Genomic DNA, 25,985 nt, shown 5'->3' with positions numbered 1-25,985 from the left:
CACTGCCCTCACGAGGGGCGGTTTTCCTCCTGCCATTACCCAAGGACCAGGAAGATGACAACAACACACGACGTCCACTCGCCAGGCTTCATGACCGGCGACGAGTTCCACATACCTACCTTTCGCCTGTTGCAGCAGGATGGCACCTTGTTCGAGGGCGCCGAAGCGCCAGAGCTCGACGAGGAGAAGGCGCTCAGGATCTACCGCGCCATGCTCGTCACGCGGGTACTCGACGAGCGCATGATGGCGGCGCAGCGCCAGGGTAGGCTCTCCTTCTACATGCAGTGCACCGGCGAGGAGGCGGCGGTCATTGGCGCCACCGCAGCACTGGACGATGCCGATATGATCATGGCCCAGTACCGCGAACAGGGGGCGCTGGTCTATCGTGGCTTCAGCTACGACGAGTTCATGAACCAGCTGTTCGGCAACGAACTCGACTACGGCAAAGGGCGGCAGATGCCGATCCACTACGGGTCGCGCAAGCTGCACTACATGACCATCTCCTCGCCGCTGGCCACCCAGATTCCCCAGGCTACCGGTTATGCCTACGGCCAGAAGCTGGCCGGCGAAGGCCACTGCACGATTACCTTCTTCGGCGAGGGAGCGGCATCGGAAGGGGATTTCCATGCCGCCCTGAACATGGCTTCGGTGCACAAGGTGCCGGTGATCTTCTTCTGCCGCAACAACGGCTATGCGATCTCCACGCCGGCCAGTGAGCAGTTCGCTGCTGACGGCATCGCCCCGCGCGCCTTCGGCTATCGCATGCACGTGATTCGCGTCGACGGTAACGACGTGCTGGCGGTCTATCGCGCCACTCAGGATGCGCGCAAGATCGCTGTGGAAATGAACCAGCCAGTGCTGATAGAGGCGATGACCTATCGCCTGGCGGCACACTCGTCGTCGGACGATCCCTCCGGTTACCGCTCGCGCAAGGAGGAGGAAGCCTGGCGCGAGAAAGACCCGATTCTGCGCATGCAGCGCTGGTTGATCGACCGCGGCTGGTGGAACGAGGAAGAGGAAAAGGCACTCCAGGACAGCCTGCGCCGCGAGGTGCTGGAAACCATGAAGCGCGCCGAAAAGCGACCGCCGCCGCCGTTGGAGAGCCTGGTCACGGACGTTTATGCCGATGTGACACCCCAGCTCCAGCGTCAGCTCGACACCCTCAAGACACACATCCGCAAGCACCCCGATGCCTATCCCAGAGGGGCGCGATCGCTCGATCCCGACGTCAAGGCGGCGGGGGCAGACACCAAGGCCAGCGACGAGCAGGGGGGAGCCTGACATGCCCAAGATGAACATGCTGCAGGCGATCAACAATGCGCTGGACATTGCCATGGCCGAGGACGACAAGGTGCTCTGCTTTGGTGAGGACGTAGGCGTTTTCGGTGGGGTCTTCCGTGCCACCAGCCATCTGCAGGAAAAGTACGGCCGTGAGCGCTGCTTCAACACGCCGCTGGTGGAGCAAGGGATCATCGGCTTCGCCAATGGCCTGGCAGCCCAGGGTTCGGTGCCGGTGGCCGAGATCCAGTTCGCCGACTACATCTTTCCGGCCTTCGACCAGATCGTCAACGAGACGGCCAAGTTCCGCTACCGCTCCGGCGATCTGTTCAACGTCGGCGGCCTTACCATTCGCACGCCTTACGGCGGTGGCATCTCGGGCGGGCTGTATCACTCCCAATCGCCGGAAGCCTACTTCGCCCACACCCCTGGCCTCAAGATCGCGGTGCCGCGCAACCCCTATCAGGCCAAGGGACTGCTGCTGTCGGCGATTCGCGATCCCGATCCGGTGATCTTCTTCGAGCCCAAGCGGCTTTATCGGGCATCGGTAGGCGAAGTGCCCGAGGAGGACTACCAGCTGCCCATCGGCGAGGCCGAAGTGACCAAGGAGGGCAGCGACATCACGGTGCTCGGTTGGGGCGCGCAGATGGAGGTGATCGACCGCGCCGTGGAGCTGGCCGAGAAGGAGGGCATCTCCTGCGAGGTGATCGACCTGCGCAGCATCCTGCCGTGGGACGAGGACACCGTGGCCGAGTCGGTGCTCAAGACCGGCCGCCTGGTGATCACCCATGAGGCACCACGCACCGGGGGATTCGCCAGCGAGATCGCCGCCACCATCCAGGAGCGCTGCTTCCTGTACCTGGAGTCGCCCATCGAGCGAGTGACCGGGCTGGACACGCCTTTCCCGCTGACGCTGGAAAAGGAGTACCTGCCTGATCATCTCAAGATCTTCGAAGCGATCAAGACATCCGTGGCGTACTGACGCCCGATATCAGGACAGGAGAGAACGATGAGCGATTTCATGCTGCCCGATATCGGCGAAGGTATCGTGGAGTGCGAAGTGGTCGAATGGCGTGTGAGTGAGGGCGATGAGATCGCCGAGGATCAGCCGGTGGTCGAGGTCATGACCGACAAGGCGCTGGTCGAGATCACCGCCCCCGAGGCGGGGCGCGTCACCCGGCTATATGTGGCCAAGGGCGAGGTCGCCAAGGTGCACGCCCCGCTGTTCGCCTACCAGGCACATGGCGAGGAGGGCGGCACTGCCGATGAGGTTGAGCCGCCGCGCCCTGCCGCACGGGAGCAGGATGAACTGGCCAGCCCCGCAGCGGAGGCGCCGCCGCCCGCGGCGTCATCCTCGTCGCCGGCTGCCACCCCTGCGGCCGACCCCAAGCCCAAGGATTTTATTCTGCCCGATATCGGCGAAGGCATCGTCGAGTGCGAGGTGGTCGAATGGCGCGTGGCCGAAGGCGAGGCGATCGAGGAGGACCAGCCGCTGGTCGACGTGATGACCGACAAGGCGTTGGTGGAGATTACCGCCCCCGAGGCGGGCACGGTAAGTAAGCTCTACGTGCCCAAGGGTGACATCGCCAAAGTGCACGCCCCGCTATTCGCCTATGTGCCGACTCTTGCCGAAGGGGGCGAGGAGAGCACTGTTACGCAGGCGTCTGGTACCGAAACCGGCGTGGCTCAAACGCCTGAGCGCAGGGAGAGCGTCGCGCCTGCGGCCAGCGGTGGCCGTGGGCCCTATGGACGCATCCCCGCGAGCCCTGCGGTGCGACGACTGGTGCGCGAGCATGGCCTGCCGCTCGAGTCGATCGAAGGCTCGGGCAAGGACGGCCGCGTGCTCAAGGAAGACGTGCTGCGCTATCTGGAAGGTGCACCGCTGCAGCACGGCCAGGTCGAGCAGGACCAGGCACGACCCGCCCGCAGCGAAGCATCCCTTCAGGCAATGGAGCAGCCCAGGCAGGAGGAGGGCGAGGTGCGGGTCGAGCCGATTCGCGGCGTGCGTGCGGTGATGGCGCGACGCATGGTGGAGTCGGCCAGTACCATCCCGCATTTCCAGTACGGCGAGGAGATCGACGTCACCGAGCTGCTGGCGTTGCGCGAGCGGCTCAAGCCGGTGGCCGAGGGGCAGCAGGTACGCCTGACACTGATGCCGTTCTTCATGAAGGCGCTGGCGCTGGCAGTACGCGAGGAGCCGATCCTCAACGCCCGTCTCAACGCAGAGGTCACCGAGATCCACTACCTGCCTTCGGTCAATGTCGGCATGGCCGTGGACAGCCGCTCTGGCTTGATCGTGCCCAACGTCAAGCAGGTAGAGCGGCGCAGCGTGCTCGAGGTGGCACGCGAGATCCAGCGCCTGACCGCCGACGCACGCGAAGGCCGGGTGTCCCAGGAGGACCTCAAGGGTGGCACCATCAGCATCTCAAATATCGGTGCCTTTGGCGGTACCTACGCGGCGCCGATCATCAACGCGCCGGAGCTGGCCATCGTCGCCATCGGCAAGAGCCAGTGGCTACCGCGCTTCGACGATCAAGGCGAAGTGGTTCGGCGGGCGATCATGACGGTCACCTGGGCGGGAGATCACCGGGTCATTGATGGCGGCACCATTGCGCGCTTCTGCAATGCCTGGAAGGGCTACCTCGAGAGTCCCGAGACCATGCTCCTGCATCTCGGCTAGTCCGTAGAGCCGTCCGGGCGACCTTCCCGGGACGGCTCCCTTTCGATGGGCAATCCCACATGTCCCAGGCGCCGCTTCAGCAGTTCTACATCCCGGAAGAGCAGTCGATCTATCTGCTCAGCCACGACGACGCGCGTAAGCTAAAGGAGTGGGTGGCGCTGTGCCGTGCCCAGCTCGAGCAATTGGGTTACCGTGATATCGAGCTGATCGGCAAGGGCGCCTACGGCTTCGTCTTCGCCGGCATTACCGCCCATGGCGAGGAGTACGTCTTCAAGTTCACCCGGGTCAACCTGCCCCAGCAGCTGCAGGACCGCCTCGAGGAGGAGGCGTTCATGCTGGAGCAGGTCGACCACCCCCGTGTGCCACGCCTGATCGCCTACCAGCGCGTGCGCAATCAGTCGATCCTGGTGATGCAGCGGGCGCCGGGGCTCAACCTGGAGGAGGTCTCGCTGCATGAGGGACGCCTTCCCCCGCGTCTGGTGGTGCATATCGCCGATCAGCTCGCCGACATCCTGCGCAGCTTGCGCCAGGAGTCGGGGCCGGCGGGGCGTCCCATCGTGCATGGCGATATCAAGCCCTCCAACCTGGTCTTCGATGCCCGCCGCGAGGCGATTGCGCTGATCGATTGGGGCTCGTCGGTGTTCGCCCAGCTCGACGCCAACCAGCAGTTCGTCGCCGCCAACGTCATGGAGTTGATGTCGGACAATCTGCAGCAGACCAATGCCCGCCTCGGCGATGTCTACTTCATCGGCGAGGAGCAGTTGAACGGGGCGCTGTCGTCGCCGCGCTTCGACGAGCAGGGGACCGCCGGCACGCTCTATGCGCTGGCGTCGGCGCAGTCGTGCCGCTTCGGTCATCGTGCCATCCCGGCCACCTCCCTGGGGTTGCCCATGGAGTTTGCCCGCATGCTCGACGGTATGCTCGATCCGGACCCAAGGGTTCGTATGCGGGCCGGGGATCACTTCATACGAGAGATGCCGCGTCTGGCCCGGCTGGTGATGATCGACCTGCCGGAAACGCCGGAACCGCCGCTGGTGCCGACCTGGGTCAGGCCCGCTACGCGGGAGATCGACACCGTGGTCTACAGCTCGCGCAAGGCCTTCCTGCGCGAGGAGGGTGGTCGCGAAACGCTCAGCGACGTCAACGACGTGCAGCTCGATCGCTACTACAAAAACTTCATGCAGGGCATGGGCGAAACCGAAAAGGCCTTTCTGGCGGCGGTGAGCCGCCTTGGCAAGTACCCAGTGGTGGGCGGGCTCGCGGTGCGCTGGGAAAGCGAAGGCGTGTACATCGACACCTCGCTCAACCTGCACGACACCACGCTTAAACCGGCTTTCGTAGCGGCGGTCAACAACATGGTCAACCTGGCTCGGGCCATCTATCGCCAGGGCATCTTCAAGAGCTGCCTGTTCAATGCCCGCGACACCCTGCACCTGGATCGCGAGAGCCCCGCCCATCCCTTCGTGATCGAGCCCGGCATGGGGTTGCGCTACGAGGTCAGTGCCGTGCCGGAGCTGGAGGATCGCAGCCGGCTGCACAGCTACTTCGAGGATGGCCCCGATCCCGAGGAGTTCCTGGTCCTGCCGGAGCCGATCATTACCTCGCTGGAGGCGCTCAACGAGATCCACCACACCGGCATGATCATCTTCGAGGCGCTGCCGCAGCACCTCAAGATCCACAGCTACTACCGCCTCCTCGATCCCTCCCGTGAGGCGGAGTTCCGCGACCGGCTCGACGACATTCTCGATGCCGTCGGGCTGATCGAGGGGCTGGGGGTATCGGGCTTCATGAAGATGCCTTACAAGGATACGCGTTTCTTCGCTCACCAGGAGCACCAGCCGGAGCGCTACTATCCGCGCAATCCCCGTGAGGAGTTGCGCGATGGCCGCGCCCGTTAGTCGGGCACGGCAGTCAGCTAGCGGGTCATGGTCTGGGGCAGGTAGAGGGCGATCTCGGGAAAGGCGTGCATCAAGGCGATCGCTGCCAGCATGAGCAGGAAGAAGGGCAGCGTGGCCTTGGTGATGGTCACGATGTCCTTGCCCGTCAACCCCTGGATGACGAACAGGTTGAAGCCCACCGGCGGGGTGATCTGCGACATTTCCACTACGATGACGAGATAGATGCCGAACCAGATCAGGTCGAAGCCGGCAGCTTCCACCAGCGGCATTATGATCGCCGTGACCAGCAGGATCAGCGAGATCCCATCAAGGAAACAGCCCATCACCAGCAGCAGCAGGGTCAGGGCCACCAGCAGCATGGGGGGGGACAGGCCCATTTCACCGATGGCACTGGCCAGTTGCATCGGCACTTGGGTGAAGCCCATGGCCGAGGTCAGGAAGGATGCCGCGGCGATGATGAAGGCAATCATGCAGGCGGTACGCACGGCAGCGAATAGCGAGTCCCTGAAGATGGCGGCATCGAAGCTGCCGTTCCAGCGGGCGATCAGGATCGACAGCACCACGCCGACCGCCGCTGCTTCGGTGGGGGAGGCGAGCCCGCCGTAGATCGATACAATGATGCCGCCGATCAGCAGCAGGATGGGCACCAGTTCCAGCGTCTGGTGGAGTTTCTTGGCCAACGGCAAACCGGACTCGTCCTGGCCGGTGAGGCCACGGCGATTGCCTCGCAGCAGAGACCAGAGAACGAGGTAGCTCATGAACAGCGCCAATATCATCAATCCCGGTCCCACGCCGGCCATGAACAGCCGCGAGATCGACTGCTCGGTCACGACGCCGTAGACGATCAGCACGATCGAGGGGGGAATGAGCAGGCCCAGCGTGGAAGCGCTGGCCAGGGTGCCGATGGCCATGTTGGCATCGTAGCCGCGACGTTCCAGCTCGGGCAGCGTCATCTTGCCCACCGTGGCACAGGTGGCTGCCGAGGAGCCGCATACGGCGGCGAACATGCCGCTGCCGATGATATTGGTGTGCAGCAGACGACCGGGCATCCGGTTGAGCCAGGGTGACAGGCCGCGGAACATGTTATCGGCAAGTCCTGAGCGAAACAGGATCTCGCCCATCCAGATGAACATCGGCAGGGCGGTCAGGTCCCAGCCGTAGCTGGCCCCCCAGAAGTCGGAGGCGAGTATCGGCCCCGGTTCGAACGGGCTGAAGAAGCTCAAGGCGATCCAGGCGGTGCCGATCAGGGCAAAGGCGATCCATACCCCACTACCGAGCAGAATCGCCAGCGTCGCGATGGTGGCCAGACTAAGTGTCAACACGTGACGTGTCTCCGTGTGCGAGAGGCGCTGCCTCAGTGGGTTTCGCTGTCATCGGTGGCGGTTGTTTCGCGGAAGCGATGCGGCTCGCGAATGGCGATGCGCAAGGTGCTGGCCAAGGCTTCGGCCAGCGCCAGGCAGAGCAGGGCGACGCCGATGGCCAGCACCGTCTGGGGAACCCACAGTGGAATCGACAGGAACCCCGAGGAGACGTCATTGAACTCGCGGCTCTCCTGGATGAGTTGTATCAACCCATAGCCGAGCAGCACGCTGAGAATGAGTGCCACCAGCAGGCAGAAGACCTCGAACCAGGCGCGAGGCGCTGCTGGCAAGCGTGTCAGCAGCAGCGTGACGCGGATATGGGCGTGGTGCACGAAGGTGTAGGCAAGGCCCAGAAACGTGGCACCGACCAGCAGGTAGGCCGCGATCTCCGAGAGTCCGGTGATGCCGAAGCCAAGACGGCGCATGCCGACCAGCACCAGCAAGGCATCGACCAGGCGAAAAGTGACCTGGAGGGCTACCAGGGCACAAATCGCCACCATGCAGGCAGCGGCACCCCAGGCCCCCAGGCGGTAAAGCGCGTTGAATTTGAACGTCATGTCTGGACCTCGAGAAGTGCAGTTAGCGTGGCGGGGAGTTCCCCCCGCCACGCCGGGAGGTGCGGCGATCAGTTGCCGCGCTGCTGCTGATACTCCTCGAGAACCTGCATGGATTGCTCGGTGGCGCGCTCCTGCCAGTCGGCGAACAGCTGATCGCCGGCCTCTTGCAGTGCGGCTGCTATGTCCTCGTTCGGCTCGGAGACCGTAATGCCGTTCTCCTGCAACGCCTCGAGGCTGGCCTGGTTGTCGTCACGGCTCATCTGCCAGCCGCGCTCCTCGGCACGGGCCGCCGCTTCCAGCAGCGCATCCTGGGTCGCCTCGTCGAGCCGATCGAAGGCGCGTTGATTGACGAAGACGATATTCTTGGGCAACCACAGGTTGGCGTCGGTGTAATGAGAGACGTAATCCCACGCGGTCATCGCGTTACCGGTGGAGCTCGAAGTGATCATGGCGTCCACTCGACCGGTGCTGAAGGCCGTGGGGATGTCCGATTCCTCGGTTTCAGTGGGACTGCCGCCGAGGTTGTCGACGAAGCGCTGAGTGTTGATGTTGGGCGCGCGTACCCGCAGACCCTTGAATTGCTCCGGGTCGTTGAGCTCGAAGTCGGTGTAGATCCCTTGGGCCGGCCAAGCGACGGCGTAGAGCGGCATCATGCCCTGGTTGGCGAACAGCTCGCTGATGATCGGCTTGGTGCTCTGCCACAGCTGATAGGCTTCGTCGTAGCTGCCGGCCACGCCCGGCAGGGTATCGACTTCGAAGATCGGATCCTCGTTGGACAGGGTGGAAAGGAAGATCTCACCGATCTCGACGGTGCCGCGGCGCACCGATGGCTTGATTTCGCCATGTGCCACCAGCGAGCCGCCGCTGTGGACGTTGATGGTCAGCTCGCCTCCCGTGGCTTCCGCGACGTCCTCGGCGAACTGCTTTACGTTGCTGGTGTGGAAGCTGGCATCGCCATAAGGCGTTGCCATGGTCCATTCGGCAGCGGCAGCCGTGGCGGAAAGGCTGCAGGCGGACGCCAGCAGCAGGGAGCGGGACAGGAACTTGTTCATGGTTGTCTCTCTTGTTGGATTTACCGGATTGCCTTCATGTTGCCAGTGGGTGTGTGGTGGGACGTCTTGGCCGCACCCAACGGCCGGAAAAATCGCTGTGCGTCATGGCTTCGACACGCGACTGGGCGTAGCGCTGGGCGCACTGCTGTGCCAGCAGCCCGACGCTGCGACAGAAACGCGGGTGATTGGCGCTGCGCCAGATCACGTCGTAGTGCATCTCCGGCAACGGCAGCGGCAGCTCGATGCGGTACAGCTTGCCGCAGCGCCACTCGTCCAGCACGGTGGCGACGGGTAGGGCACCGATGCCGAGCCCTTCCATGGTCATGCGCACGATGGTCATCAAGGTGCTCACACTATGGATGCGGGGCCCTTCCACTCCCTGCATCGCCAGGTAAGCCAGCAGTTCCTCATAGGGCCTGGCCTTCTTGCCGAAGGAGATGAAGGGCAGGCGGGTCAACCACTCTTCTCCGCAGCTGGCCAGCATCTCGACATGATCCGGCGAGACGAACATGCCCATCTCGTAGGGGCTCAATGGCACCTGATCGATATGCTCGGGGTCGAGATAGCCGTTCATGGCCAGCAGGATGTCGAGATCGTTCTTCCCCAGGCGCCGATTGAGCGCCGGCGAGTAGTCGACGCTTAGTTCGAGGGTGAGCTGTGGATAGCGCTGGGTCAGGCAGCGCATGAAATCTGGCAGCCAACTGTGCGCGATAGTCTCGATCACGCCGAGTCGCAGCGGTGCGGAGAACGTCTCCTTATCGTCGAACAGCCTCAGGGCCTCATCGCGCTGCCGCAGCATGCCTTCGGCATGCACGAAGAACTCGCGGCCGCGCATGGTGGGTTGGATGGGCCTCGCCGAGCGCTCCAGCAGGGTTTCGCCGACGCTCGTCTCGAGGCGCAGGATGCGCTCGGAAATCGTCGGCTGGGTCAGGTGCAGGCGGTCTGCCGCCTTGCAGAAGGAGCCCAGCCTGACGGCCCAGACGAATGCTTCCAGCTCTTTGAAATCGAGCATGACGATACCGGCTCAAGCCTTCTTGAACAGTTGTTCTTCGCGGTTCTTGAATGCCTTGAATTCCAGGGCGTTGCCGGAAGGATCGTAGAAGAACATGGTGGCTTGCTCGCCGGGTTCGCCCTTGAAGCGAATATAGGGTTCGATCTCGAACGCCACGTTATTGTCGCGCAGCTTCTGTGCCAGTGCTTCCCAGGCCTCCATCTCCAGCACGACACCGAAATGCGGCACCGGGACGCCATGCCCATCTACGGGGTTCTTGTGGCTGGAAACGGGATTGTCCCGGAGGGCAGGGTTGAGGTGACAGACGAACTGGTGCCCGTAGAGATCGAAATCGACCCAGCTTTGCGACGAGCGGCCTTCGGGGCAGCCGAGGAATTCTCCGTAAAAGCGACGCGCCTCGTCGATATCACGTACCTGAACGGCTAGATGGAAAGGGTCTTGCACAGCCATGGGGGACTCCTTTTGTTGGCGTTATATGGTCTCGCTTTATTTCATAGATAATCCTCAAGAGAGGGCTCGTCAACCATTTTTCTACTGAATAACAATATGATAGGTGTTGCCGATATTCAGTATCGTAAAATACGATTGGCGATGAAAACCGCCCCTCCATATAGTGAATTCCACTACAACAACCGTCATTAATGTTCAGGAGAAGCGCATGGCCGTCCCCCTGCTCAATTGCGACATGGGAGAGAGCTTCGGCAATTATTCGCTGGGGCTCGACAGCGAAGTGATGCCCTATGTCGATTGCGCCAACATCGCCTGTGGCTTTCATGCTTCGGACCCTCATGTGATGCGCCGTACGGTGCGGCTGGCGGTCGAGCATCGCGTACGAGTGGGCGCGCACCCGGCCTATCCCGATCTGATGGGCTTCGGGCGGCGCTCCATGGCTTGCTCCCCCGAGGAGGTCGAGGACCTGGTGCTGTATCAGGTCGGTGCGCTCGCGGGAATATGCCAGGCGGAAGGCACGAGCATTCACTACGTCAAGCCGCACGGCGCGCTCTACAACGACATGGCGAGCGATGCCGAGCTGCTGCGTGCGGTGATGCGAGCGGTGCGCAGTTATGATCCCAGCCTGCCGCTGATGCTGATGGCGACTGCCGATCCCGAGCCGAGCCGGCGGCTGGCGGAAGAGATGGGAGTGGCAATCTGGTTCGAGACCTTTGCCGACCGGGCCTACGACGCCAAGGGCCATCTCGTCTCACGCCGCCTGCCGGGAGCGGTGCATCACGACCAGGCGACCATCGTGGCCCAGGCCGTCAGCCTGGCGCGCAGCGAGCCACTCGAGGCCAGCGATGGCACGCTGCTGCAGTTGCCCTGCGACACGCTCTGCGTGCATGGCGACAATCCCGAATCGGTGGCTGCGGTACGCGCGATCCGGGATGCCTTCCAGGCGCTGGAAACGGCATGAGGCTCCAGGCGCGTATCGAACTGACAGCCATGGACGTGCTCATGGTGCGCCTGTTCGAGGCTATCGACGAAGCGAACATGCCGTGGATCGTGGCAGCCGACAGTGCGCTGCGTGAGGCCTTTGGCGACCTGTTGATCGATCTGGTGCCTTCATACACCACTCTGATGCTGCACTACGACTGCCTGCGCCTGTCGCACGACGAGGCACTGGCGCGAATCGAGGCCGTGCTTTTACACCTGGAACCGGCTGATGGCGGGCTGGGACGTCGCCACGAAATTCCGGTCTGGTACGACCCCAGCGTCGGCCCCGAGCTTGTGCGAGTGGCAGAGCACGCCGGGTTGTCGGTCGAGGAAGTCGTGCAGTGCCACTGTGGCCGCGACTACCACGTCTTCGCCCTCGGCTTCGCTCCGGGATACGGCTTCATGGGCATGGTCGAGGAAGCCCTGGCCACCCCGCGGCTGAAAACCCCACGGCGGCGAGTGCCTGCCGGCAGCGTTGGGATTGCCGATCGACAGACCGCGATATACCCGTTGCTGTCCCCAGGCGGCTGGAACATCCTTGGGCGCACCGCCGTGCCCCTGTTCGAACATGCACGACGTGGTGACCCGTTGCTGCTCCCGGGAGACCGGGTGCGTTTCATGCCGATTTCGCGCTCGGAATTCGAACGACAGGGTGGCGATGCCACGCCACTGGAGGCAGCCCCGTGAGTGACGCAACGCATACGCTTCTGCGCGTCGAGAAGGCGGGTCCGCTGGCGCTGGTGGTGGATGGTGGGCGGTTCGGTGTGCGTCATCTGGGCGTTACCCAGGGGGGCGCCGCCGACTGGATCTCCTTTCGCTGGGCCAATTGGATGCTCGGCAACGCCCTCGATGCCGCAGCGCTGGAGGTCGTGCTCGGCGGCGGCCTGACGCTGGAGGTGGAACAGGATGCCACCTTGGCGCTGACGGGGGCGGACCTCGATGCCCGGCTCGACGACCGACCGCTCGCTCCGGGCGCGGCCTTTGCCGTGGTGGCCGGCCAGCGGTTGAGCTTTCACCAGCCCCGCGACGGGCTGCGCGCCTACCTGGCCATTCCCGGCGGGCTGGCCACGCCGGTCGTGCTGGGCAGCCGCAGTGCCACGCCGCGAGAGCAGTTGGGAGGACAGCGCGGGGATGGCAGTCCGCTGGTCAGCGGCGACAGTCTGGAGTGGTCACCGCGCCAGGTGAGGGCACGTCGTCTGCCGTTCGACCCGACCCAGGGGATAACGCTACGCGGCAATCGACTGGCGCTGGTGCCCGGTGCGCAGATCGGCCTATTCTCCGGGGCGAGCCTTTACCGTGCATTCAATGCGACATGGCGCATCGACACCCGTGCCGACCGCATGGGGGTGCGCCTGCTGGGGCCGGAGCTGAACTGCCGGCAGGGGAGTATGGTATCCGAAGGTATTCCCATGGGAGCCGTACAGGTACCGCCGGACGGTCAGCCCATCGTATTGCTCAACGATCGTCAAACCATTGGTGGCTACCCACGCCTGGGGGCGCTGACACCGTTGGCTGCAGCACGTCTGGCGCAGTGCCTGCCTGGAAAGGAGGTCCGCTTGATGGCAACCTCCCGTGAATGGGCGTTGGCTTGCTACCGCCGTTGCCTGGAGGCGTTCCGCTGAGCCGTTGTCACTGTACTGATACAGCTCAAGCGGGACGCTCAGGCGCCCAGGCCGCTCTCACGCAACAATTGGTCGAGCGCGGGACCGTCAATGGTTAGCGGGGCGCTGACGGCCTCCTCCAGCAACAGCTGGGATTCCAGGTCATGCATGCCCACGGCAAGGCAGCGCTCGATCAGCTCTCCCTTGCTCTTCCCGGTACGCTGGGCGAGCCTCTCGAGGCGCGATTCGATGTCGCGGGAAAACCGCAGCAGATGTGGCATGCTTACCTCCCCCTGGCCCTGTGCGAGCTGGCCGTTGCGCTGGATTTACTCTCAACATAGCCGATGCGTTCGGCGTGTCATCTCCCATTCTGGGGCAGAGGCATGACAGCTTGGTGACGCAGGGCGCGATGGCCGAATTTCAGGCCAGACCCCGACGGGTCATCACCTCGGTGATGATCGGCACCGGCGTCATCAGGTGTTCGCGCATCATGTCGGCGGCGCGTGCGGCCTGGCGTTCGAGTATCACTTCGACCAGCGCTGCGTGTTCCTGGCGTTTGCGCTCCAGCGCTTCCTCGGAGAATACCGTTTCGCGCAGCCACAGGTGGCGGTAGCGCTCGACCTGATCGAACAGGCTGTCGCGTACCTGCAGCAGGTGCGGCGAGCGGCAGCCGCTCACGATCGCCGTATGGAAGGCCTTGTGGCGGGTGTCCCAGACATCCAGCAGCTCGTCGGGGGAGTTTACTTCCATCACCTTCGACAGGGTGTGTGCCTTGGCCAGGATGTCGGCTTCCCAGCCGTCATCCCCGCGCTCGATGGCCAGCTTGAGCATCAGTCCCTCGAGCTGGGCGCGGGCGTCGTAGAGGTCGTTGAGCTCGGCCAGCGACATGGGGGCGACCCGGTAGCCACGCTGGCTGATGGCCACGACCAGGCGTTCGGCGACCAGTTGGGAGAGGGCTTCGCGCAGCGGTCCGATACCCAACCCATAGCGCTCCTTGAGCCGGCTCATCAACAGCTTCTCACCGGGTAGGAACACACCGCGAATGATGTCGTGCTTGAGCCAGCTGTAGGCGCTGATACCCAGGTTCTGGCGTGGCGTATCCATCGTCATTGGCGTTGTTCCCTTGCATTTGCCGAGCATGATAACCAAACGCTACCGTTGCCGGTAACCGCGCGACATTTATACCAAGTATCTATATTCGATGCAGTCGCTGGGCGTCGCTCAACGGTGCGCCATTTGTGTAGCGGTCCAGTCGACCAGTTCGCGAGCCAGCCTGTCCGCGGCCATACCGAAGGCATCGACCACGTCGGGGATGGCTTCGCTTTTCGCATTCTGCCGCTGAACGAAGCGCTGAGTGGCCACGAGTCGCTGTGAGCGGGTATCGATCAGCCTGGCGTCGAGGCGCAGGGTGGCTTCGGGCAGGTCGTTGCGGTACTCGCTGTGAAAGGAGCGCAGGTCGCTGAGCAGTTCCAGGTCAGCCGACACCATGCTCTCCGCGTGGACCAGGTTTGTGATACGACCGTCGTCCAGAAAAGCATCGAGAAGGCGATTCCGAATCAGGTGCGGCATGTCATCGGCCCAGCGAGCGCCTTCGTAGGCCCGTGGCTGATTGGGCTCTGGTACGACGAGTATGCGCGAGCCGTCGAGCAGGCCGCTGGCATGCGGCATGGCGAGGCGCAGGGTCGCGCGACTCTGCGTGCTCTGCACGGGAGCGGGGTCGAGCGCCTGGGCGGGCAGCTCGTACAGCGTGACGGGCGTGCGCTCCGTGACCAGGTTGCAGCCGGGCAGTGCAAACGCCATCGTCAGGAGCAGCAGCGACAGGGCTCGCTGGGTCATGGTGTGAACTCCTCGATGCGATCGCGTCCCAGCAGGAAGTCGCGTGGGTTCTCCTCCAGGCGGCGCACCAGACGATTGAGCGAGGAGAGGGTGTTGCGCAATTCGAGCGTGGCCGGCCCCAGACCCTGCACGCCACGCAGGCCGCTTTCCAGTGCGCCCTGGTTGTCCTCCAGCAGTGACTCGAGACTTTGAGCCGCACGGGCCAGGCTGCCGGTGATCTGGCGGGCATTGCCCAGCACTTCTTCCGCTTGCCCCTGGACGAGTCCCCCCGTGCGACCGGCCAGGGCACGTAACTCGGCGAGTGCGCGCGCGGCTTGCTCGGAAACCTCGAGCATGCGCTCGGCCAGCCGGCCCGGAGCGTCACCGAGGGCCGCGAACTGCGCCGTGGTGCGCTCCAGGTTGGCCAGCGTCCGTTCGATGCTGGCCACGTTCTCCTCCGACAGCACGTCTTCCAGTCGCGTCAGCACGCGATTGACGTTGCCCAGTAGTTCCTCACTGTCGCTGAACATGGCGCTGAGTGGCGATTGGTCGGCGGTGATGCGCGGCGGCGTGTCTCCACGGGTGATCAGCAGCGGGCTCTCGGGCGTTCCTCCCTGCAACTGGATGGACATGCTGCCGGTGATATTGGCCAGGGCGAGCCTTGCGCGCGTGTCCTGGCGAATGGGGACCTGGCTCTGCACGCGGATCAGGGCCAGTACGTTGCGAGGGTCGGCGGAATCGAGGCGCAGGTTGACCACATCACCGACCCGCACGCCGCTGTACTCAACGGCGTTGCCTTCCGACAGGCCGCTGACTCCGTGGTTGAAGAGAACTTCATATTGGGTATAGGCCTGGTCGCGCGTGCTCTGGTTGAGCCAAAGCGCGAACAGCAGGCCGCCGACGGCCGCCAGCACGACGAACAGGCCGATCACGACATGGTGCGCGCGGGTCTCCATCAGCGTTCCTCCCCGTTGGGTGACGAATGGTGTCGTGCCGCCTGGCTGGCGGCGCGGCCCCTGGGGCCGTGGAAATAGTCGCGAATCCAGGGGTCGTCGGTGCCCTCCACCTCAGCCAGGGGGGCGGCGACGAGAATGCGCTTGTCGGCGATGACCGCCACCCGGTCGCAGCTCGAGTACAGCGTATCGAGATCGTGCGTGACCAGAAAGACGCTGAAGCCCAGGGCGTCGCGCAACGTCAGGAGCAGGCGGTCGAAGGCGGCGGCACCGATCGGGTCGAGGCCGGCGGTGGGCTCGTCGAGAAACAGCACTTCGGGATCGAGGGCCAGGGCGCGGGCGAGCGCGGCGCGCTTGATCATGCCGCCGGAGAGCTCCGCCGGGTTGAGCCGTGCGGCGTCTGGCGGCAGCCCGGCCAGTGCCAGCTTGACCCGGGCGAGGCGCTCGGCGTCGGCCCGCGACAGGCCGGCGTGTTCGATCAGCGGCAAGGCGACATTCTCCTGCAGATTGAGCGAAGAGAACAGGGCGCCGCGCTGGAACAGCACGCCGAAGCGGCGTTCGACCCGGGCCCGGCGGGCGGAAGACAGGCGCTCGAGCTCCTCGCCGAAGACGCGAACGGTGCCGCCGTCGGGCCGCTTGAGGCCGACGATACTGCGCAGTAGTACCGACTTGCCGGTACCGGAGCCGCCGACCACGCCGAGTATCTCGCCGCGGCGAATGTCAAGGTCCAGGCCGTGATGCACCACATGCTGGCCAAAGCGATTGACCAGCCCGCGGATCTCGACGATAGCCTCGCCCCTCTCGCTCACCAGCCCATCTCCATGAAGTACAGCGCGGCCAGTGCATCGAGCAGGATCACCATGAAGATCGACTGCACCACGCTGGAGGTGGTGTGTTCACCCACCGACTGGGCGCTGGCCTTGGCCTTGAAGCCCTCCAGGCAGCCGATCACGGCGACCAGGAAGGCGAACAGCGGGGCCTTGACCATGCCCACCAGGAAATGCCGCAGCGGGATGTCGCGCTGCAGGATGTTGAGGAACTGGGTGGGTGATATATCCAGCGCCAGGGCACAGACCAGGGCGCCGCCCAGCATGCCGCTGAGCATGCCGACCAGGGTCAGGATAGGCAGGCTGATCGTCATCGCCAGTACCCGCGGTAGTACCAGCAGTTCGATGGGGTCGAGCCCCTGGGCACGCAACGCGTCGATCTCCTCGTTGGCTTTCATCGAGCCGATCTGGGCGGTAAAGGCACTGGCGGTACGGCCTGCCAGCAGGATGGCGGCGAGCAGCACGCCGAATTCGCGCAGGAAAGAGTAGGTCACCAGGTTGACCGTATAGATGGTGGCGCCGAAGTCGCGCAGTACCGTGGCCCCCAGGAACGCCACCACCGCACCGACGAGAAAGGTCAGCAGGGCGACGATGGGAATGGCGTTGAGTCCGGTCTGCTCGACATGGGCCACCAGCGAAGTGATTCGCCAGCGCCAGGGTGTGAGCAGCGTGACCAGTAGCGTGCTGAGCGTGAGGCCGATGAAGGCAATGAGCTGTCGCTGTTGGCGGGCGAGTCGCTCTACGGTTTGCCCCAGCGCGGCCAAGGCCGCCAATGGACCGCCACCCGGGGAGGGCGGTGCGAACAGGGGCGAGCGGGAGGCGTCGGCCACTGCCCTCAGCAAGGCCTGGCGTTCGGCCGGCAGGTTCGGTGCCCACCGGTCGACGTCGCGTACGGTGTCGGGGCCCAGCAGGTCGACCAGCAGGGCGGCGCCGGAGGTGTCGAGCTCGCCGAGGCGCTCCAGGTCGATCGATTCGGCCTCGTGCACCCTGGCCACGGCGTCACGCAGACTGGCATAGTGCGGCAGCGTCCAGTCGCCGATGGCGCTCAGGCGATGAGCATCCTGCTCCAGCCTGCCGGGACGGGAAACGTTGTCGGGCATGGCGGGTGGTCTATCCCTGAAAATGAGGGTATCTCGCCATCACTATATCGTCATACACCGGTAGGCGACAGCGAGCGACGACCTATCTGCCATTGCCGTGCTGCAATTCACCGAGGATGCGCCTGGCCACTTCGTTGAGTCGTGGGCCAAGGTTGTCGACCATGATCGAATGACTCAGGCGATGGGCGGCACCGCCGCAGTTGATCGCCATCACTTCGGCCCCATCCTCGAGAATCAGTGGCGTGGCGACGGCGCTGATCTGCGACTGCCAGTCGCCTTCCGAGAGGCAGAAGCCGTAGCGGGCGTACTCCTCCTGGCTGCGCCTGAAGCCTTTCTCGAGCGTTGGCCAATCGCTGCCGTGCTCCCTTGCGAGTTCGGCCAGGATTGCCTCGCGGCGCGACTCCGGCAGGCCGCAGAGCCAGGCGCGGCCGATCGCCGTGGTCGCCATCGGCAAGCGCGAGCCCACGTCGAGGCGCACGATCAACGGGCCGCTGCCATGGCAGCTCTCGATGTAGACCATGTCGTTCTTGTCGGCTGCCCCCAGGCTGACGTTGCAGTCCGTGGCCTCGGCGAACTGCTGCATGAAGGGGCGAGCGATCTCGCGAATGCCCTGGTTGGCCAGGAAACGGTAGCCCAGTGCCAGGATCCCGGGCCCCAGGCGGTATTTCTCCAATCGGGTGTTGTGACGCAGGTAGCCTAGCTGGGTCAGGGTGTAGGTCAGGCGTGAAACGGTTGGACGCGGTATGCCGGTACGGCTGGACAGCTCGGCGTTGCCCAGGTACTCCTCGCCGGTGCCGAAGGCGCGCAGCAACTCGAGGCCACGGGCCAGGGCGGTGACGAAATTGCGGTCCTTGGCCGGCGCGGTCTGCTCGTCTTCCACTGGGGCTGGTTTGTTCATGAGTTTCCCTGTCGCGAGATCGTAGGGGGAGTATCGCATATCGCCCCGGGCCAGGTCCGCTGGCGACAACGGCCCGAGGTGCGAGGTCGGCTAGCTGTCCAGGCGCTCGATGATGCAGGCGATGCCTTGGCCGACCCCGATGCACATGGTGACCAGGGCGTAGCGGCCGCCCTTGGCCTCCAACTGGCGCAGCGCCGTCAGTGCCAGCCGCGCGCCGGAAGCGCCGAGCGGATGGCCGATGGCAATGGCGCCGCCGTTGGCGTTGAGGCGCTCGTCCTCGGCGTCGATGCCCAACTGCTTGATACAGCCCAGTACCTGTACGGCGAACGCCTCGTTGATTTCGATGACGTCCATCTGGTCGAGCGAGAGTCCCGCGCGCTCCAGCGCCTTGCGGCTGGCCGGGACCGGACCCAGACCCATCACCCGGGGCGGTATGCCGGCCACGGCGCTGGCCACGATACGCGCCCGCGGGGCGATGCCGGCGCGCTCACCCGCTGCCCGGCTGCCGACGATCAACGCCGCCGCGCCGTCGTTGAGTCCGGATGCGTTGCCCGCGGTGACCACGCCGCCTTCGAACAGCGGCCCCAGCCGGGCCAGCTTGTCGGTGTCGGTACCCGGACGCGGGTGTTCGTCGCGTTCCACCTTCAACGGCGGCTGCTTGCGGCCCTGGGGCACCTCGATGGCGAGCAGTTCATCGTCATAGAACCCGCGTGCCTGGGCTTCGGCGTATCGCGCCTGGGAGCGGGCGGCGAAAGCGTCGCCGGCCTCGCGGCCAATGTCGAGGTCGTGGGCCACGTTGTCGGCGGTCTCCGGCATGCTGTGGCTGCCGTACTCGCGGGCTATCCAGGGGTTGGGGAAGCGCGAACCGATCACGGTGTCGAACAACGGCTGATTGCGGGCGAAGGGCGACTCCGCCTTGCCCAGGACATAGGGTGCGCGGGACATCGACTCCACGCCGCCGGCCAGGAAAAGTTCGCCTTCGCCCAGGCGCGTGGCGCGGGCGGCGTCCATTACAGTCGCCAGGCCGCTACCGCACAGCCGGTTGACCGTCTGCGCCGCCACCTCGACCGGCAACCCAGCCAGCAGCCCCGCGTGGCGCGCCACGTTGCGCGAGTCTTCACCCGCCTGGTTGGTGCAGCCGGCAAGGACTTCTTCGTAAGCCTCGGGCGCGAAGCCGTTGCGTTCCACAAGGGCCTTGAGCACGTAACCGAGCAGGTCATCGGGGCGGACCGCGGCCAGGCTGCCGCCATGGCGGCCGAAGGGCGTGCGTAGTCCGTCATAGATATAGGCGTCTCGCATGATGATCTCCTGTTGAGCGAAAGGCTCAGGCGTTGGTCAACGGCAGGCCGAGAGTAGCGCGTCGACGCAGCCACGGACTGGCGCGATAGCGCGGATCGCCGGTGGCGGCCAGCATGTTGTCGAGAATGGCGAGTATTCGTCGGCTGCCGTAATGGTCACCCATGGCCAATGGCCCATGGGGGTAGCCCAGCCCCAGTTCTACGGCGCGGTCGATGGTTTGGGGGGCGGCCACACCCTGCTGGGCGATCTCGCTGCCGACGTTGACAATGCAGGCCACCACCCGCTGCAACACGAAACCATTGCTGTCATGCAAGGCACTGACCGGTGTTCCGTCGTGACCGAGCAGGGTCATGGCGGCATCACGGTACTCGTCACGGGTGGCGGGCGTGGTCATCAACGAGCGACGCTTGTCGAGGCCTGCCAGGAGATCCACGGCAACGCAGCGTTCGGCCGGCACGCCCAGCCGCAGTGCGCAGGCGCTGGCATCCTCACCCAATGGCGCAACCAGGCAGAGGGCCTCGGAGGATGGCGCTGCGCCACTTTCCAATGGCCAGCCGGCATTGTTCACCAGCGAGGTGAGCGCCTGGTGTGCTTCCGCTTCATCCGCCGCGACCCATACCGGGCGCGGTTCGGACGCTGGCGGCAGGGGCGTCTCGTCGACTTGAGGCTTGCCGTCGACGTAACGGTAGAAACCCTCGCCGCTCTTGCGCCCCAGCAGGCCGGCAGTCAGTCGCTGACGGGTAATCGGCGACGGGCGGAAGCGCGGCTCCTCGTAGTACTGGTGATAGATCGACTCCATCACCGCATGGGACACGTCGAGCCCGGTAAGGTCGAGCAGCGCGAACGGCCCCATGCGAAACCCGCCCTGGTCGACCATGATGCGGTCGATGGTGGCGGGGTCGGCCACGCTTTCACCTAGGATACGCAGCGCCTCGGTGCCATAGGCGCGGCCGGCATGGTTGACCAAGAAGCCCGGCGTATCGGTGGTGCGCGCGGTGAAATGGCCCATGGCGCGGCCGAGTGCCTCTACATCATCGGCGACGTGAGCGGAGGTGCGCAGCCCGGGGATGACCTCGACGATCTTCATTAGCGGTACGGGATTGAAGAAGTGGAAGCCGATCACGCGCTCAGGACGGCGACACGCCGATGCGATGGCGGTCACTGAGAGTGACGAGGTGTTGGTGGCCAGCACAGCCTGGTCGCCGAGAATCTTTTCGAGTTCGGTGAACAGGGATTGTTTGGCTTCGAGTTTCTCGACGATGGCTTCGACGACGATGTCGCACTCGGCCAAGTCGGTGAGCGAGGCAGCCTCCTTCAGGCTGGCCCGATAGCGCTCGGCATCGGCTTCACTGAGTCGTTGCTTGTGCACGCCGCGCTGCCACATGCCGGCGATGAAATCGCGCGCCTCGTCGACGGCACCTGCGCGCAAATCGTGAAGGTAGACGGTCAAGCCGGCCTGGGCGGCAATCTGCGCGATGCCACGCCCCATGGCGCCGGTGCCGACGATACCGAGTATGTGGAAGCTAGTGCGGGGCGGCGAGGTGCCGTGCGACATGATGAGGTCCTCTCTGGCGGTATTTGTAATTTCGCATAGCAAAACATAATTTCGTTTTATTGACTGCCATCCTAGGCTATGCAACAGTGCCTGACAATGAAAAGTGGTCCTTCATTCTGCTATGCGAAATATGGGCAGATGAAGCCTGACATTTCAAGGCCTCTCGGCCAGATCAGCCGGTTATTTCGTGAGGACATGCCATGATTCGCGATCCTGAACTGCTCGATCAGCTCATCGACACCATTTCCCGCTTCGTGCGCGAGCGCTTGATACCCAACGAGGCCCGCCTTGCGGAGGAGGACGCCGTTCCGCCCGAGCTGCTGGAGGAAATGAAGGAGATGGGCCTGTTCGGTCTGTCGATACCCGAGGAGTTCGGTGGCTTGGGGCTGACAATGGAGGAGGAGGCACTGGTGGCGATGGAAATCGGCAAGACCTCGCCGGCCTTCCGTTCGGTGTTCGGCACCAACAACGGCATCGGTGCCCAGGGGATCCTGATCGACGGTACGCCTGAACAGAAAGCGCGGTACGTGCCACGCCTTGCCACCGGTGAGCTGCTCAGTTCCTTCTGCCTCACCGAGCCCGACTCCGGCTCCGATGCCGCCAGCTTGCGCACCACGGCGGTACGCGACGGCGACCACTACGTACTCAACGGCACTAAGCGTTTCATCACCAACGGCCCCGAGGCCGACATCTTCACCGTGATGGCGCGAACCGACCCGAGCAACAAGGGAGCCGGTGGCATCACGGCGTTCATCGTCGAGGGCGACACCCCGGGTCTCAAGCGCGGTCCTGCCGACAAGAAAATGGGGCAGAAGGGAGCTCACACCTGCGACATCATCTTCGAGGACTGTCGGGTGCCAGCCGAAAACATCATCGGCGGCCGTGAAGGGCAGGGCTTCAAGACTGCGATGAAGGTCCTCGACCGCGGGCGCCTGCACATTTCGGCGGTCTGCGTGGGCGTGGCCGAGCGCCTGGTCGAGGAGTCACTGAACTACGCCATCGAACGCAAGCAGTTCGGCATGCCGTTGGCCGACCATCAGTTGGTCCAGGCCATGCTTGCCGACAGCAAGACCGAGGCCTATGCCGGCCGCTGCATGGTGCTCGATGCTGCACGGCGCAAGGATGCCGGCGAGAACGTCTCTACGCTGGCGTCGTGCTGCAAGCTGTTCTGCGCCGAAATGGTGGGGCGCGTCGCCGACCGCGCGGTACAGGTGCACGGTGGTGCCGGCTACATCGCGGAATACGCGGTGGAACGCTTTTACCGCGACGTACGGTTGTTCCGCATTTACGAGGGCACCACTCAGATCCAGCAACTGGTGATCGCCCGCAACATGGTGCGGGAGGTGAGCTGATGACGCTTTCGCTGACGCGCCGGGCACCGGACGAGACGATCTTCGGCCGCCTGGCAAGCGAGCTGGTGGCCGAGCTGCCCGAGCGGCTGAGCTCCCGGGTGCTGCACAACGCAGACTGCCTGGCGGGCATGCCGGCGCTGGTCGACGGTGAGGTGCGTTGGAGCTATGCCGAACTGGGTCGCGAGATCCGTGCCGCAGCCGAGTGGCTCGACGCCTTGGGAGTGCGACCCGGGGACCGCATCATGACCGTGAGCGAAAACAGTCGGGCGCTGGTCGCACTGCTGCTCGCGGCCAGTGAAAGCAATGTCTGGGTGGCCATCGTCAACTCGCGTCTCTCGGCCCCCGAGATCGATGCCATCCGCGACAATTGCCAGCCGCGCCGGGTGTTTTATACCAGCGAGGCATCACCGGACGCCGATGCGCACGGGCTCCGGCATGGCGCCGAGATATATGACCACCCCTCTCTGGGTCGGCTGAGGCTGTCGGCGCAGGTCGAGGTGGAGCCTGAACCGGTGGCAGCCAGCGGTGCCGATCAAGTCGCGGCGATGATTTATACCTCGGGCACCACCGGCACACCCAAGGGCGTCATGCTGACCCACCGCGGCATCCTTTATATTGCATCGCTCTCGGGCGGCATGCGCCACCTGGGACCCGGCGAACGAGTCTATGGCGTGCTGCCGATGTCCCATGTGTTCGGCCTGTCGTCGGTGTGCATGGGCTCGCTCTATAACGGAGCCTGCCTCTATACCGTGCCACGCTTCGAAGCCGCCGCCATGCTCGAGGCATTGGAGCAGGAGCGCATCACCGTACTTCAAGGTGTGCCGGCCATGTTCGCACGCACCCTGGAATTTCTGCGACGCGAACGGCGCCCGCTCGTGGCGCCCGAGTTGCGCTACATCTCCGCTGGCGGCTCGCCGCTCGACGGCGATCTCAAGCGCCGCGTGCAGGCATTGTTCGGTCTCACGCTGCACAACGGTTACGGGCTCACCGAGGCGAGCCCGACCATCAGCCAGACCCGCATCGACGACTGCTTCGACAACAATACCGTGGGGCGCGTGCTGCCGCTGCTGGAGTATCGCCTCGAAGCGCTGGATGAGGGCGGTGAAAATGAGCCCAACCATATGGGGGCCGGTGAACTCTGGGTGCGCGGCCCCAACGTGATGAAAGGCTACTTTCGCCAGCCGGCCGCCACGCGTGCCTGCCTCACCGAGGAGGGCTGGCTCAATACCGGTGACATCGCCCGCTTCGACGAGGACGATCAGCTCTACATCGTCGGCCGTAGCAAGGAGCTGATCATCCGCTCCGGCTTCAATATCTATCCGCCCGACGTCGAGGCGGTGATCAACGAGCATCCCGATGTCACCCTCTCGGCGGTGGTGGGTCGCCAGGTAGAGGGTAACGAGGAAGTCGTGGCATTTATCCAGTGCGAGCCCGCTTCGACTGTCAGCGAGGCGGCGTTGCGCGAATTCATTGCCGAGCGTCTGGCTCCGTACAAGCGCCCGACACAGCTGGTACTGATGGACGTACTGCCGGCCACGGCCAGCGGCAAGATCCTCAAGGGTCGTCTGCGCGACCTGGCCAGTCGCGAGGGCAATGCATGAGCGAGCTCCCGCACCCGTCGGCGATGGGCTATCTCGAACTGCTCACCATGGGCGAAGGCGCCTTTCGCCGCCGCAGCGGCAGCGAGTCGCCGGAGGGAGTGGTCGAGTGACATGGATGCGGTGGCGTACCGGCCTGCTGGTGGTGGTCATGCTGACCACGCTGTGTCATCTCGTCATCGGCAGCCCGCCGTTGCAAGCGCTTGGCGTGTTCGCCCTGGTGGGCTACCTGATAACCCTGAAGGGAAACTTCTCCTCCATGGCGTATGGGCTGCTGCTGGTCGCCGGCTTGTTGACTTTGGTCGTGCTATGGCGCACCGAGACGCCGGGCCGGTTGTTGTTCGAGGCGGCGGGGCGCTTTGCCTTCTTTGCCACCTTCGTGGTGGCATTGAGCCTGCTGCGCCTGCCGGCCTATCGCTCACGGCTGGTCCGTCGCTGCGGTGGGGCGATGTTATTGCAGCCTCCCGGCCGCCGCTATCCGATCCTCTCCACCGGCTCGGCGCTGTTCGGCATCATCCTGAACATTGGCGTGCTCAACCTGTTCGCCGGCATGATAGAAAAGAGCAATACCCTTGCCGCGGCCCGGGGCCGTGCCTGGGTTCGTCGGGCACGCCAGCGGCGGATGTTGCTGGCCTTGCTGCGCGGCTTCTCACTGGCGCCGCTGATCTCGCCCATGGGGATCGGGGTGGCGGTCGTGCTCTCCAATCTGCCCGAGCTGCGCTGGCTCGATCTGGCCCCCTATGTGATCGGGGCCTCACTGGTCATCTTCCTGGTCGGCTGGGGTGTCGACCATGTCACCGGCCCGCACCCCGTTACGCAGCCATCGGCACAGCCGGCTCCCTCGTTGGCCCCGCTGGGACAGTTCTGCCTGCTGCTGCTGGGCATCGTCTCGCTGGTCTTCCTGCTCGCTTGGGTTTTGGGCTTGCGCTTGCCGATTGCCGCTCTGCTGGGGGCGCCATTGGGAGCCTTTGCCTGGCTCGCCTGGCAGCGCCGCCGCCTGGGCCAACTGGGGGTGCCGGCGGCGCTCGCCACGCTGCGACGTCAGTTGCCCTGGCTGCTGGCGCCGAGTGCCAATGAGATCGTCGTGCTTGGTGCCGCGGGCTATCTCGGTCATCTATGCGTTGCGCTGGTGCCGGTGACAAGCCTCGGTCCGCTCACGACTCTCTTTGCGCCGCTGGGCGCCGCCAGCGCCGTGCTGGCGATGCTGCTGGTGATGGGCCTGGCCCAGGTCGGGGTCAATCCCATCATTACCGTCACCCTGCTGGTCGGCCTGTTGCCGGAGCTCGACATCGCGGGCCTGACGCCGGCGCTGCTCGGTGCGTCACTGATGGTGGGTTGGGCGCTGGCGCTGATGTCCTCGCCGATGACGGCATCGATGCTAATCCTGTCGCGCTTCAGCGGTGTCGCCTCGACCCGCATCGGCTACCGTTGGAATGCACGTTTCCTGTTGGCCTGCATTCCGCTGCTGTCCGGTTGGTTCCTATTTGCGCCTTGGTAAGGTGCCCGAGGCTTGACCTCACTACTATGTGACTCCGCTATGCGGAAATTCAGCTCGGTCTGCCCGCCAGGCCGATGGACGTGAATCGGGAGAGAGCCCATGAAAGTACTCGTCGCGGTCAAACGCGTCATCGACTACAACGTCAAGATCCGCGTCAAGGCGGATCACTCCGACGTCGATCTCACCAACGTCAAGATGGCCATGAACCCCTTCTGCGAGA

General features: G+C 64.6%; 24 protein-coding genes and 1 pseudogene. 11 read left to right on the top strand and 14 right to left on the bottom strand.

Annotated features, from left to right (window positions below; genetic code table 11):
* Positions 1 to 54 precede the first annotated feature (54 nt).
* Genes KPL81_RS19720 through KPL81_RS19705 form a run of 4 tightly spaced genes read left to right on the top strand, consistent with a single transcriptional unit; the run spans position 55 to position 5,856 of the window.
* Entirely contained in the window at positions 55 to 1,281 is a 1,227-nt protein-coding gene (locus KPL81_RS19720) for a thiamine pyrophosphate-dependent dehydrogenase E1 component subunit alpha (RefSeq protein WP_209478463.1), read from the top strand.
* Between the two features lies 1 nt (position 1,282).
* A complete protein-coding gene (locus KPL81_RS19715; RefSeq protein WP_209478462.1) occupies positions 1,283 to 2,260 on the top strand; it encodes an alpha-ketoacid dehydrogenase subunit beta in 978 nt (325 codons plus the stop codon).
* A 27-nt stretch (positions 2,261 to 2,287) separates the two neighbouring features.
* Positions 2,288 to 3,958, top strand: a complete 1,671-nt coding sequence (locus tag KPL81_RS19710) for a dihydrolipoyllysine-residue acetyltransferase (RefSeq protein ID WP_219793580.1) — start codon at positions 2,288 to 2,290, stop codon at positions 3,956 to 3,958.
* Positions 3,959 to 4,017: 59 nt separating this feature from the next.
* Complete coding sequence (locus KPL81_RS19705; protein WP_219793579.1) at positions 4,018 to 5,856, top strand: protein kinase domain-containing protein; 1,839 nt, start codon at positions 4,018 to 4,020, stop codon at positions 5,854 to 5,856.
* Positions 5,857 to 5,873: 17 nt separating this feature from the next.
* Here the strand turns inward: KPL81_RS19705 and KPL81_RS19700 are convergent, their stop codons facing one another.
* From KPL81_RS19700 to KPL81_RS19680, 5 genes are all read right to left on the bottom strand, one after another.
* Positions 5,874 to 7,178, bottom strand: a complete 1,305-nt coding sequence (locus KPL81_RS19700) for a TRAP transporter large permease (protein ID WP_209478456.1) — start codon at positions 7,176 to 7,178, stop codon at positions 5,874 to 5,876.
* A gap of 32 nt (positions 7,179 to 7,210) precedes the next feature.
* The gene (locus KPL81_RS19695; protein ID WP_219793578.1) at positions 7,211 to 7,774 is read right to left on the bottom strand and encodes a TRAP transporter small permease; all 564 of its coding nucleotides are present in this window, start codon (positions 7,772 to 7,774) and stop codon (positions 7,211 to 7,213) included.
* A gap of 68 nt (positions 7,775 to 7,842) precedes the next feature.
* A complete protein-coding gene (locus KPL81_RS19690; protein WP_209478452.1) occupies positions 7,843 to 8,826 on the bottom strand; it encodes a TRAP transporter substrate-binding protein in 984 nt (327 codons plus the stop codon).
* A gap of 34 nt (positions 8,827 to 8,860) precedes the next feature.
* Positions 8,861 to 9,838, bottom strand: coding sequence for a LysR family transcriptional regulator (locus KPL81_RS19685; protein WP_219793577.1), 978 nt, complete (start codon positions 9,836 to 9,838; stop codon positions 8,861 to 8,863).
* Positions 9,839 to 9,850: 12 nt separating this feature from the next.
* A complete protein-coding gene (locus KPL81_RS19680) occupies positions 9,851 to 10,288 on the bottom strand; it encodes a VOC family protein (RefSeq protein ID WP_209478448.1) in 438 nt (145 codons plus the stop codon).
* A gap of 208 nt (positions 10,289 to 10,496) precedes the next feature.
* Between KPL81_RS19680 and KPL81_RS19675 the strand changes: the two genes are divergently transcribed.
* From KPL81_RS19675 to KPL81_RS19665, 3 genes are read left to right on the top strand one after another with little or no spacing between them, the layout of a single operon-like run.
* Positions 10,497 to 11,249, top strand: a complete 753-nt coding sequence (locus tag KPL81_RS19675) for a 5-oxoprolinase subunit PxpA (protein ID WP_209478446.1) — start codon at positions 10,497 to 10,499, stop codon at positions 11,247 to 11,249.
* Positions 11,246 to 11,956, top strand: coding sequence for a 5-oxoprolinase subunit PxpB (gene pxpB / locus KPL81_RS19670; RefSeq protein ID WP_219793576.1), 711 nt, complete (start codon positions 11,246 to 11,248; stop codon positions 11,954 to 11,956). The genes KPL81_RS19675 and pxpB overlap by 4 nt, the downstream gene beginning before the upstream one ends.
* Positions 11,953 to 12,891, top strand: a complete 939-nt coding sequence (locus KPL81_RS19665) for a 5-oxoprolinase subunit C family protein (protein ID WP_209478441.1) — start codon at positions 11,953 to 11,955, stop codon at positions 12,889 to 12,891. Before pxpB ends, KPL81_RS19665 begins: the two co-directional genes overlap by 4 nt.
* A gap of 38 nt (positions 12,892 to 12,929) precedes the next feature.
* Here the strand turns inward: KPL81_RS19665 and KPL81_RS19660 are convergent, their stop codons facing one another.
* The 9 genes from KPL81_RS19660 to KPL81_RS19620 all read right to left on the bottom strand — a co-directional run bounded on the left by KPL81_RS19660 (position 12,930) and on the right by KPL81_RS19620 (position 21,317).
* A complete protein-coding gene (locus KPL81_RS19660; RefSeq protein ID WP_209478439.1) occupies positions 12,930 to 13,151 on the bottom strand; it encodes a hypothetical protein in 222 nt (73 codons plus the stop codon).
* 139 nt (positions 13,152 to 13,290) lie between these two features.
* Positions 13,291 to 13,980, bottom strand: a complete 690-nt coding sequence (csiR, locus tag KPL81_RS19655; protein ID WP_209478437.1) for a DNA-binding transcriptional regulator CsiR — start codon at positions 13,978 to 13,980, stop codon at positions 13,291 to 13,293.
* Positions 13,981 to 14,091: 111 nt separating this feature from the next.
* A complete protein-coding gene (locus KPL81_RS19650) occupies positions 14,092 to 14,706 on the bottom strand; it encodes an ABC-type transport auxiliary lipoprotein family protein (RefSeq protein ID WP_219793575.1) in 615 nt (204 codons plus the stop codon).
* Positions 14,703 to 15,641, bottom strand: coding sequence for an MlaD family protein (locus KPL81_RS19645; protein ID WP_219793574.1), 939 nt, complete (start codon positions 15,639 to 15,641; stop codon positions 14,703 to 14,705). Before KPL81_RS19645 ends, KPL81_RS19650 begins: the two co-directional genes overlap by 4 nt.
* On the bottom strand, positions 15,641 to 16,447 hold the full coding sequence (locus KPL81_RS19640) for an ABC transporter ATP-binding protein (RefSeq protein ID WP_338035646.1): 807 nt from the start codon (positions 16,445 to 16,447) through the stop codon (positions 15,641 to 15,643). Before KPL81_RS19640 ends, KPL81_RS19645 begins: the two co-directional genes overlap by 1 nt.
* Entirely contained in the window at positions 16,444 to 17,565 is a 1,122-nt protein-coding gene (locus tag KPL81_RS19635; RefSeq protein WP_219793573.1) for an MlaE family ABC transporter permease, read from the bottom strand. The genes KPL81_RS19640 and KPL81_RS19635 overlap by 4 nt, the downstream gene beginning before the upstream one ends.
* An 82-nt stretch (positions 17,566 to 17,647) precedes the next feature.
* Positions 17,648 to 18,463 carry an IclR family transcriptional regulator gene (locus KPL81_RS19630; protein WP_219793572.1) on the bottom strand — a complete coding sequence of 272 codons (816 nt, stop codon included), beginning with the start codon at positions 18,461 to 18,463 and terminating at the stop codon, positions 17,648 to 17,650.
* A 90-nt stretch (positions 18,464 to 18,553) separates the two neighbouring features.
* A complete protein-coding gene (locus tag KPL81_RS19625) occupies positions 18,554 to 19,762 on the bottom strand; it encodes a 3-oxoadipyl-CoA thiolase (protein ID WP_219793571.1) in 1,209 nt (402 codons plus the stop codon).
* A gap of 25 nt (positions 19,763 to 19,787) precedes the next feature.
* The gene (locus KPL81_RS19620) at positions 19,788 to 21,317 is read right to left on the bottom strand and encodes a 3-hydroxyacyl-CoA dehydrogenase (protein ID WP_219793570.1); all 1,530 of its coding nucleotides are present in this window, start codon (positions 21,315 to 21,317) and stop codon (positions 19,788 to 19,790) included.
* Positions 21,318 to 21,517: 200 nt separating this feature from the next.
* On the opposite strand from KPL81_RS19620, the gene KPL81_RS19615 reads away from it, so the two are divergent.
* The 4 genes and pseudogenes from KPL81_RS19615 to KPL81_RS19600 form a co-directional block, all read left to right on the top strand.
* Positions 21,518 to 22,669: an acyl-CoA dehydrogenase family protein gene (locus tag KPL81_RS19615; RefSeq protein ID WP_209478424.1), complete on the top strand. Its 1,152-nt coding sequence runs from the start codon at positions 21,518 to 21,520 to the stop codon at positions 22,667 to 22,669.
* A complete protein-coding gene (locus KPL81_RS19610; RefSeq protein ID WP_219793569.1) occupies positions 22,669 to 24,270 on the top strand; it encodes a class I adenylate-forming enzyme family protein in 1,602 nt (533 codons plus the stop codon). Before KPL81_RS19615 ends, KPL81_RS19610 begins: the two co-directional genes overlap by 1 nt.
* A 115-nt stretch (positions 24,271 to 24,385) precedes the next feature.
* A complete protein-coding gene (locus KPL81_RS19605; protein WP_219793638.1) occupies positions 24,386 to 25,765 on the top strand; it encodes a hypothetical protein in 1,380 nt (459 codons plus the stop codon).
* A gap of 99 nt (positions 25,766 to 25,864) precedes the next feature.
* Positions 25,865 to 25,985, top strand: a pseudogene (locus tag KPL81_RS19600) (electron transfer flavoprotein subunit beta/FixA family protein); the annotation flags it as partial.

Source organism: Billgrantia antri, assembly GCF_019430905.1.
GTDB lineage: Bacteria > Pseudomonadota > Gammaproteobacteria > Pseudomonadales > Halomonadaceae > Halomonas > Halomonas antri.
Note: the sequence above shows the minus strand (reverse complement) of the source record. Positions and strands in the feature narration are given on the sequence as shown.

Coding starts and splice junctions, on each gene's coding strand:
- KPL81_RS19720 (WP_209478463.1), top strand. CDS start 55: ATGACAACAACACACGACGTCCACTCGCCAGGCTTCATGACCGGCGAC.
- KPL81_RS19715 (WP_209478462.1), top strand. CDS start 1,283: ATGCCCAAGATGAACATGCTGCAGGCGATCAACAATGCGCTGGACATT.
- KPL81_RS19710 (WP_219793580.1), top strand. CDS start 2,288: ATGAGCGATTTCATGCTGCCCGATATCGGCGAAGGTATCGTGGAGTGC.
- KPL81_RS19705 (WP_219793579.1), top strand. CDS start 4,018: ATGTCCCAGGCGCCGCTTCAGCAGTTCTACATCCCGGAAGAGCAGTCG.
- KPL81_RS19695 (WP_219793578.1), bottom strand. CDS start 7,774: ATGACGTTCAAATTCAACGCGCTTTACCGCCTGGGGGCCTGGGGTGCC.
- KPL81_RS19690 (WP_209478452.1), bottom strand. CDS start 8,826: ATGAACAAGTTCCTGTCCCGCTCCCTGCTGCTGGCGTCCGCCTGCAGC.
- KPL81_RS19685 (WP_219793577.1), bottom strand. CDS start 9,838: ATGCTCGATTTCAAAGAGCTGGAAGCATTCGTCTGGGCCGTCAGGCTG.
- KPL81_RS19680 (WP_209478448.1), bottom strand. CDS start 10,288: ATGGCTGTGCAAGACCCTTTCCATCTAGCCGTTCAGGTACGTGATATC.
- KPL81_RS19675 (WP_209478446.1), top strand. CDS start 10,497: ATGGCCGTCCCCCTGCTCAATTGCGACATGGGAGAGAGCTTCGGCAAT.
- pxpB (WP_219793576.1), top strand. CDS start 11,246: ATGAGGCTCCAGGCGCGTATCGAACTGACAGCCATGGACGTGCTCATG.
- KPL81_RS19660 (WP_209478439.1), bottom strand. CDS start 13,151: ATGCCACATCTGCTGCGGTTTTCCCGCGACATCGAATCGCGCCTCGAG.
- csiR (WP_209478437.1), bottom strand. CDS start 13,980: ATGACGATGGATACGCCACGCCAGAACCTGGGTATCAGCGCCTACAGC.
- KPL81_RS19650 (WP_219793575.1), bottom strand. CDS start 14,706: ATGACCCAGCGAGCCCTGTCGCTGCTGCTCCTGACGATGGCGTTTGCA.
- KPL81_RS19645 (WP_219793574.1), bottom strand. CDS start 15,641: ATGGAGACCCGCGCGCACCATGTCGTGATCGGCCTGTTCGTCGTGCTG.
- KPL81_RS19635 (WP_219793573.1), bottom strand. CDS start 17,565: ATGCCCGACAACGTTTCCCGTCCCGGCAGGCTGGAGCAGGATGCTCAT.
- KPL81_RS19630 (WP_219793572.1), bottom strand. CDS start 18,463: ATGAACAAACCAGCCCCAGTGGAAGACGAGCAGACCGCGCCGGCCAAG.
- KPL81_RS19625 (WP_219793571.1), bottom strand. CDS start 19,762: ATGCGAGACGCCTATATCTATGACGGACTACGCACGCCCTTCGGCCGC.
- KPL81_RS19620 (WP_219793570.1), bottom strand. CDS start 21,317: ATGTCGCACGGCACCTCGCCGCCCCGCACTAGCTTCCACATACTCGGT.
- KPL81_RS19615 (WP_209478424.1), top strand. CDS start 21,518: ATGATTCGCGATCCTGAACTGCTCGATCAGCTCATCGACACCATTTCC.
- KPL81_RS19610 (WP_219793569.1), top strand. CDS start 22,669: ATGACGCTTTCGCTGACGCGCCGGGCACCGGACGAGACGATCTTCGGC.
- KPL81_RS19605 (WP_219793638.1), top strand. CDS start 24,386: ATGCGGTGGCGTACCGGCCTGCTGGTGGTGGTCATGCTGACCACGCTG.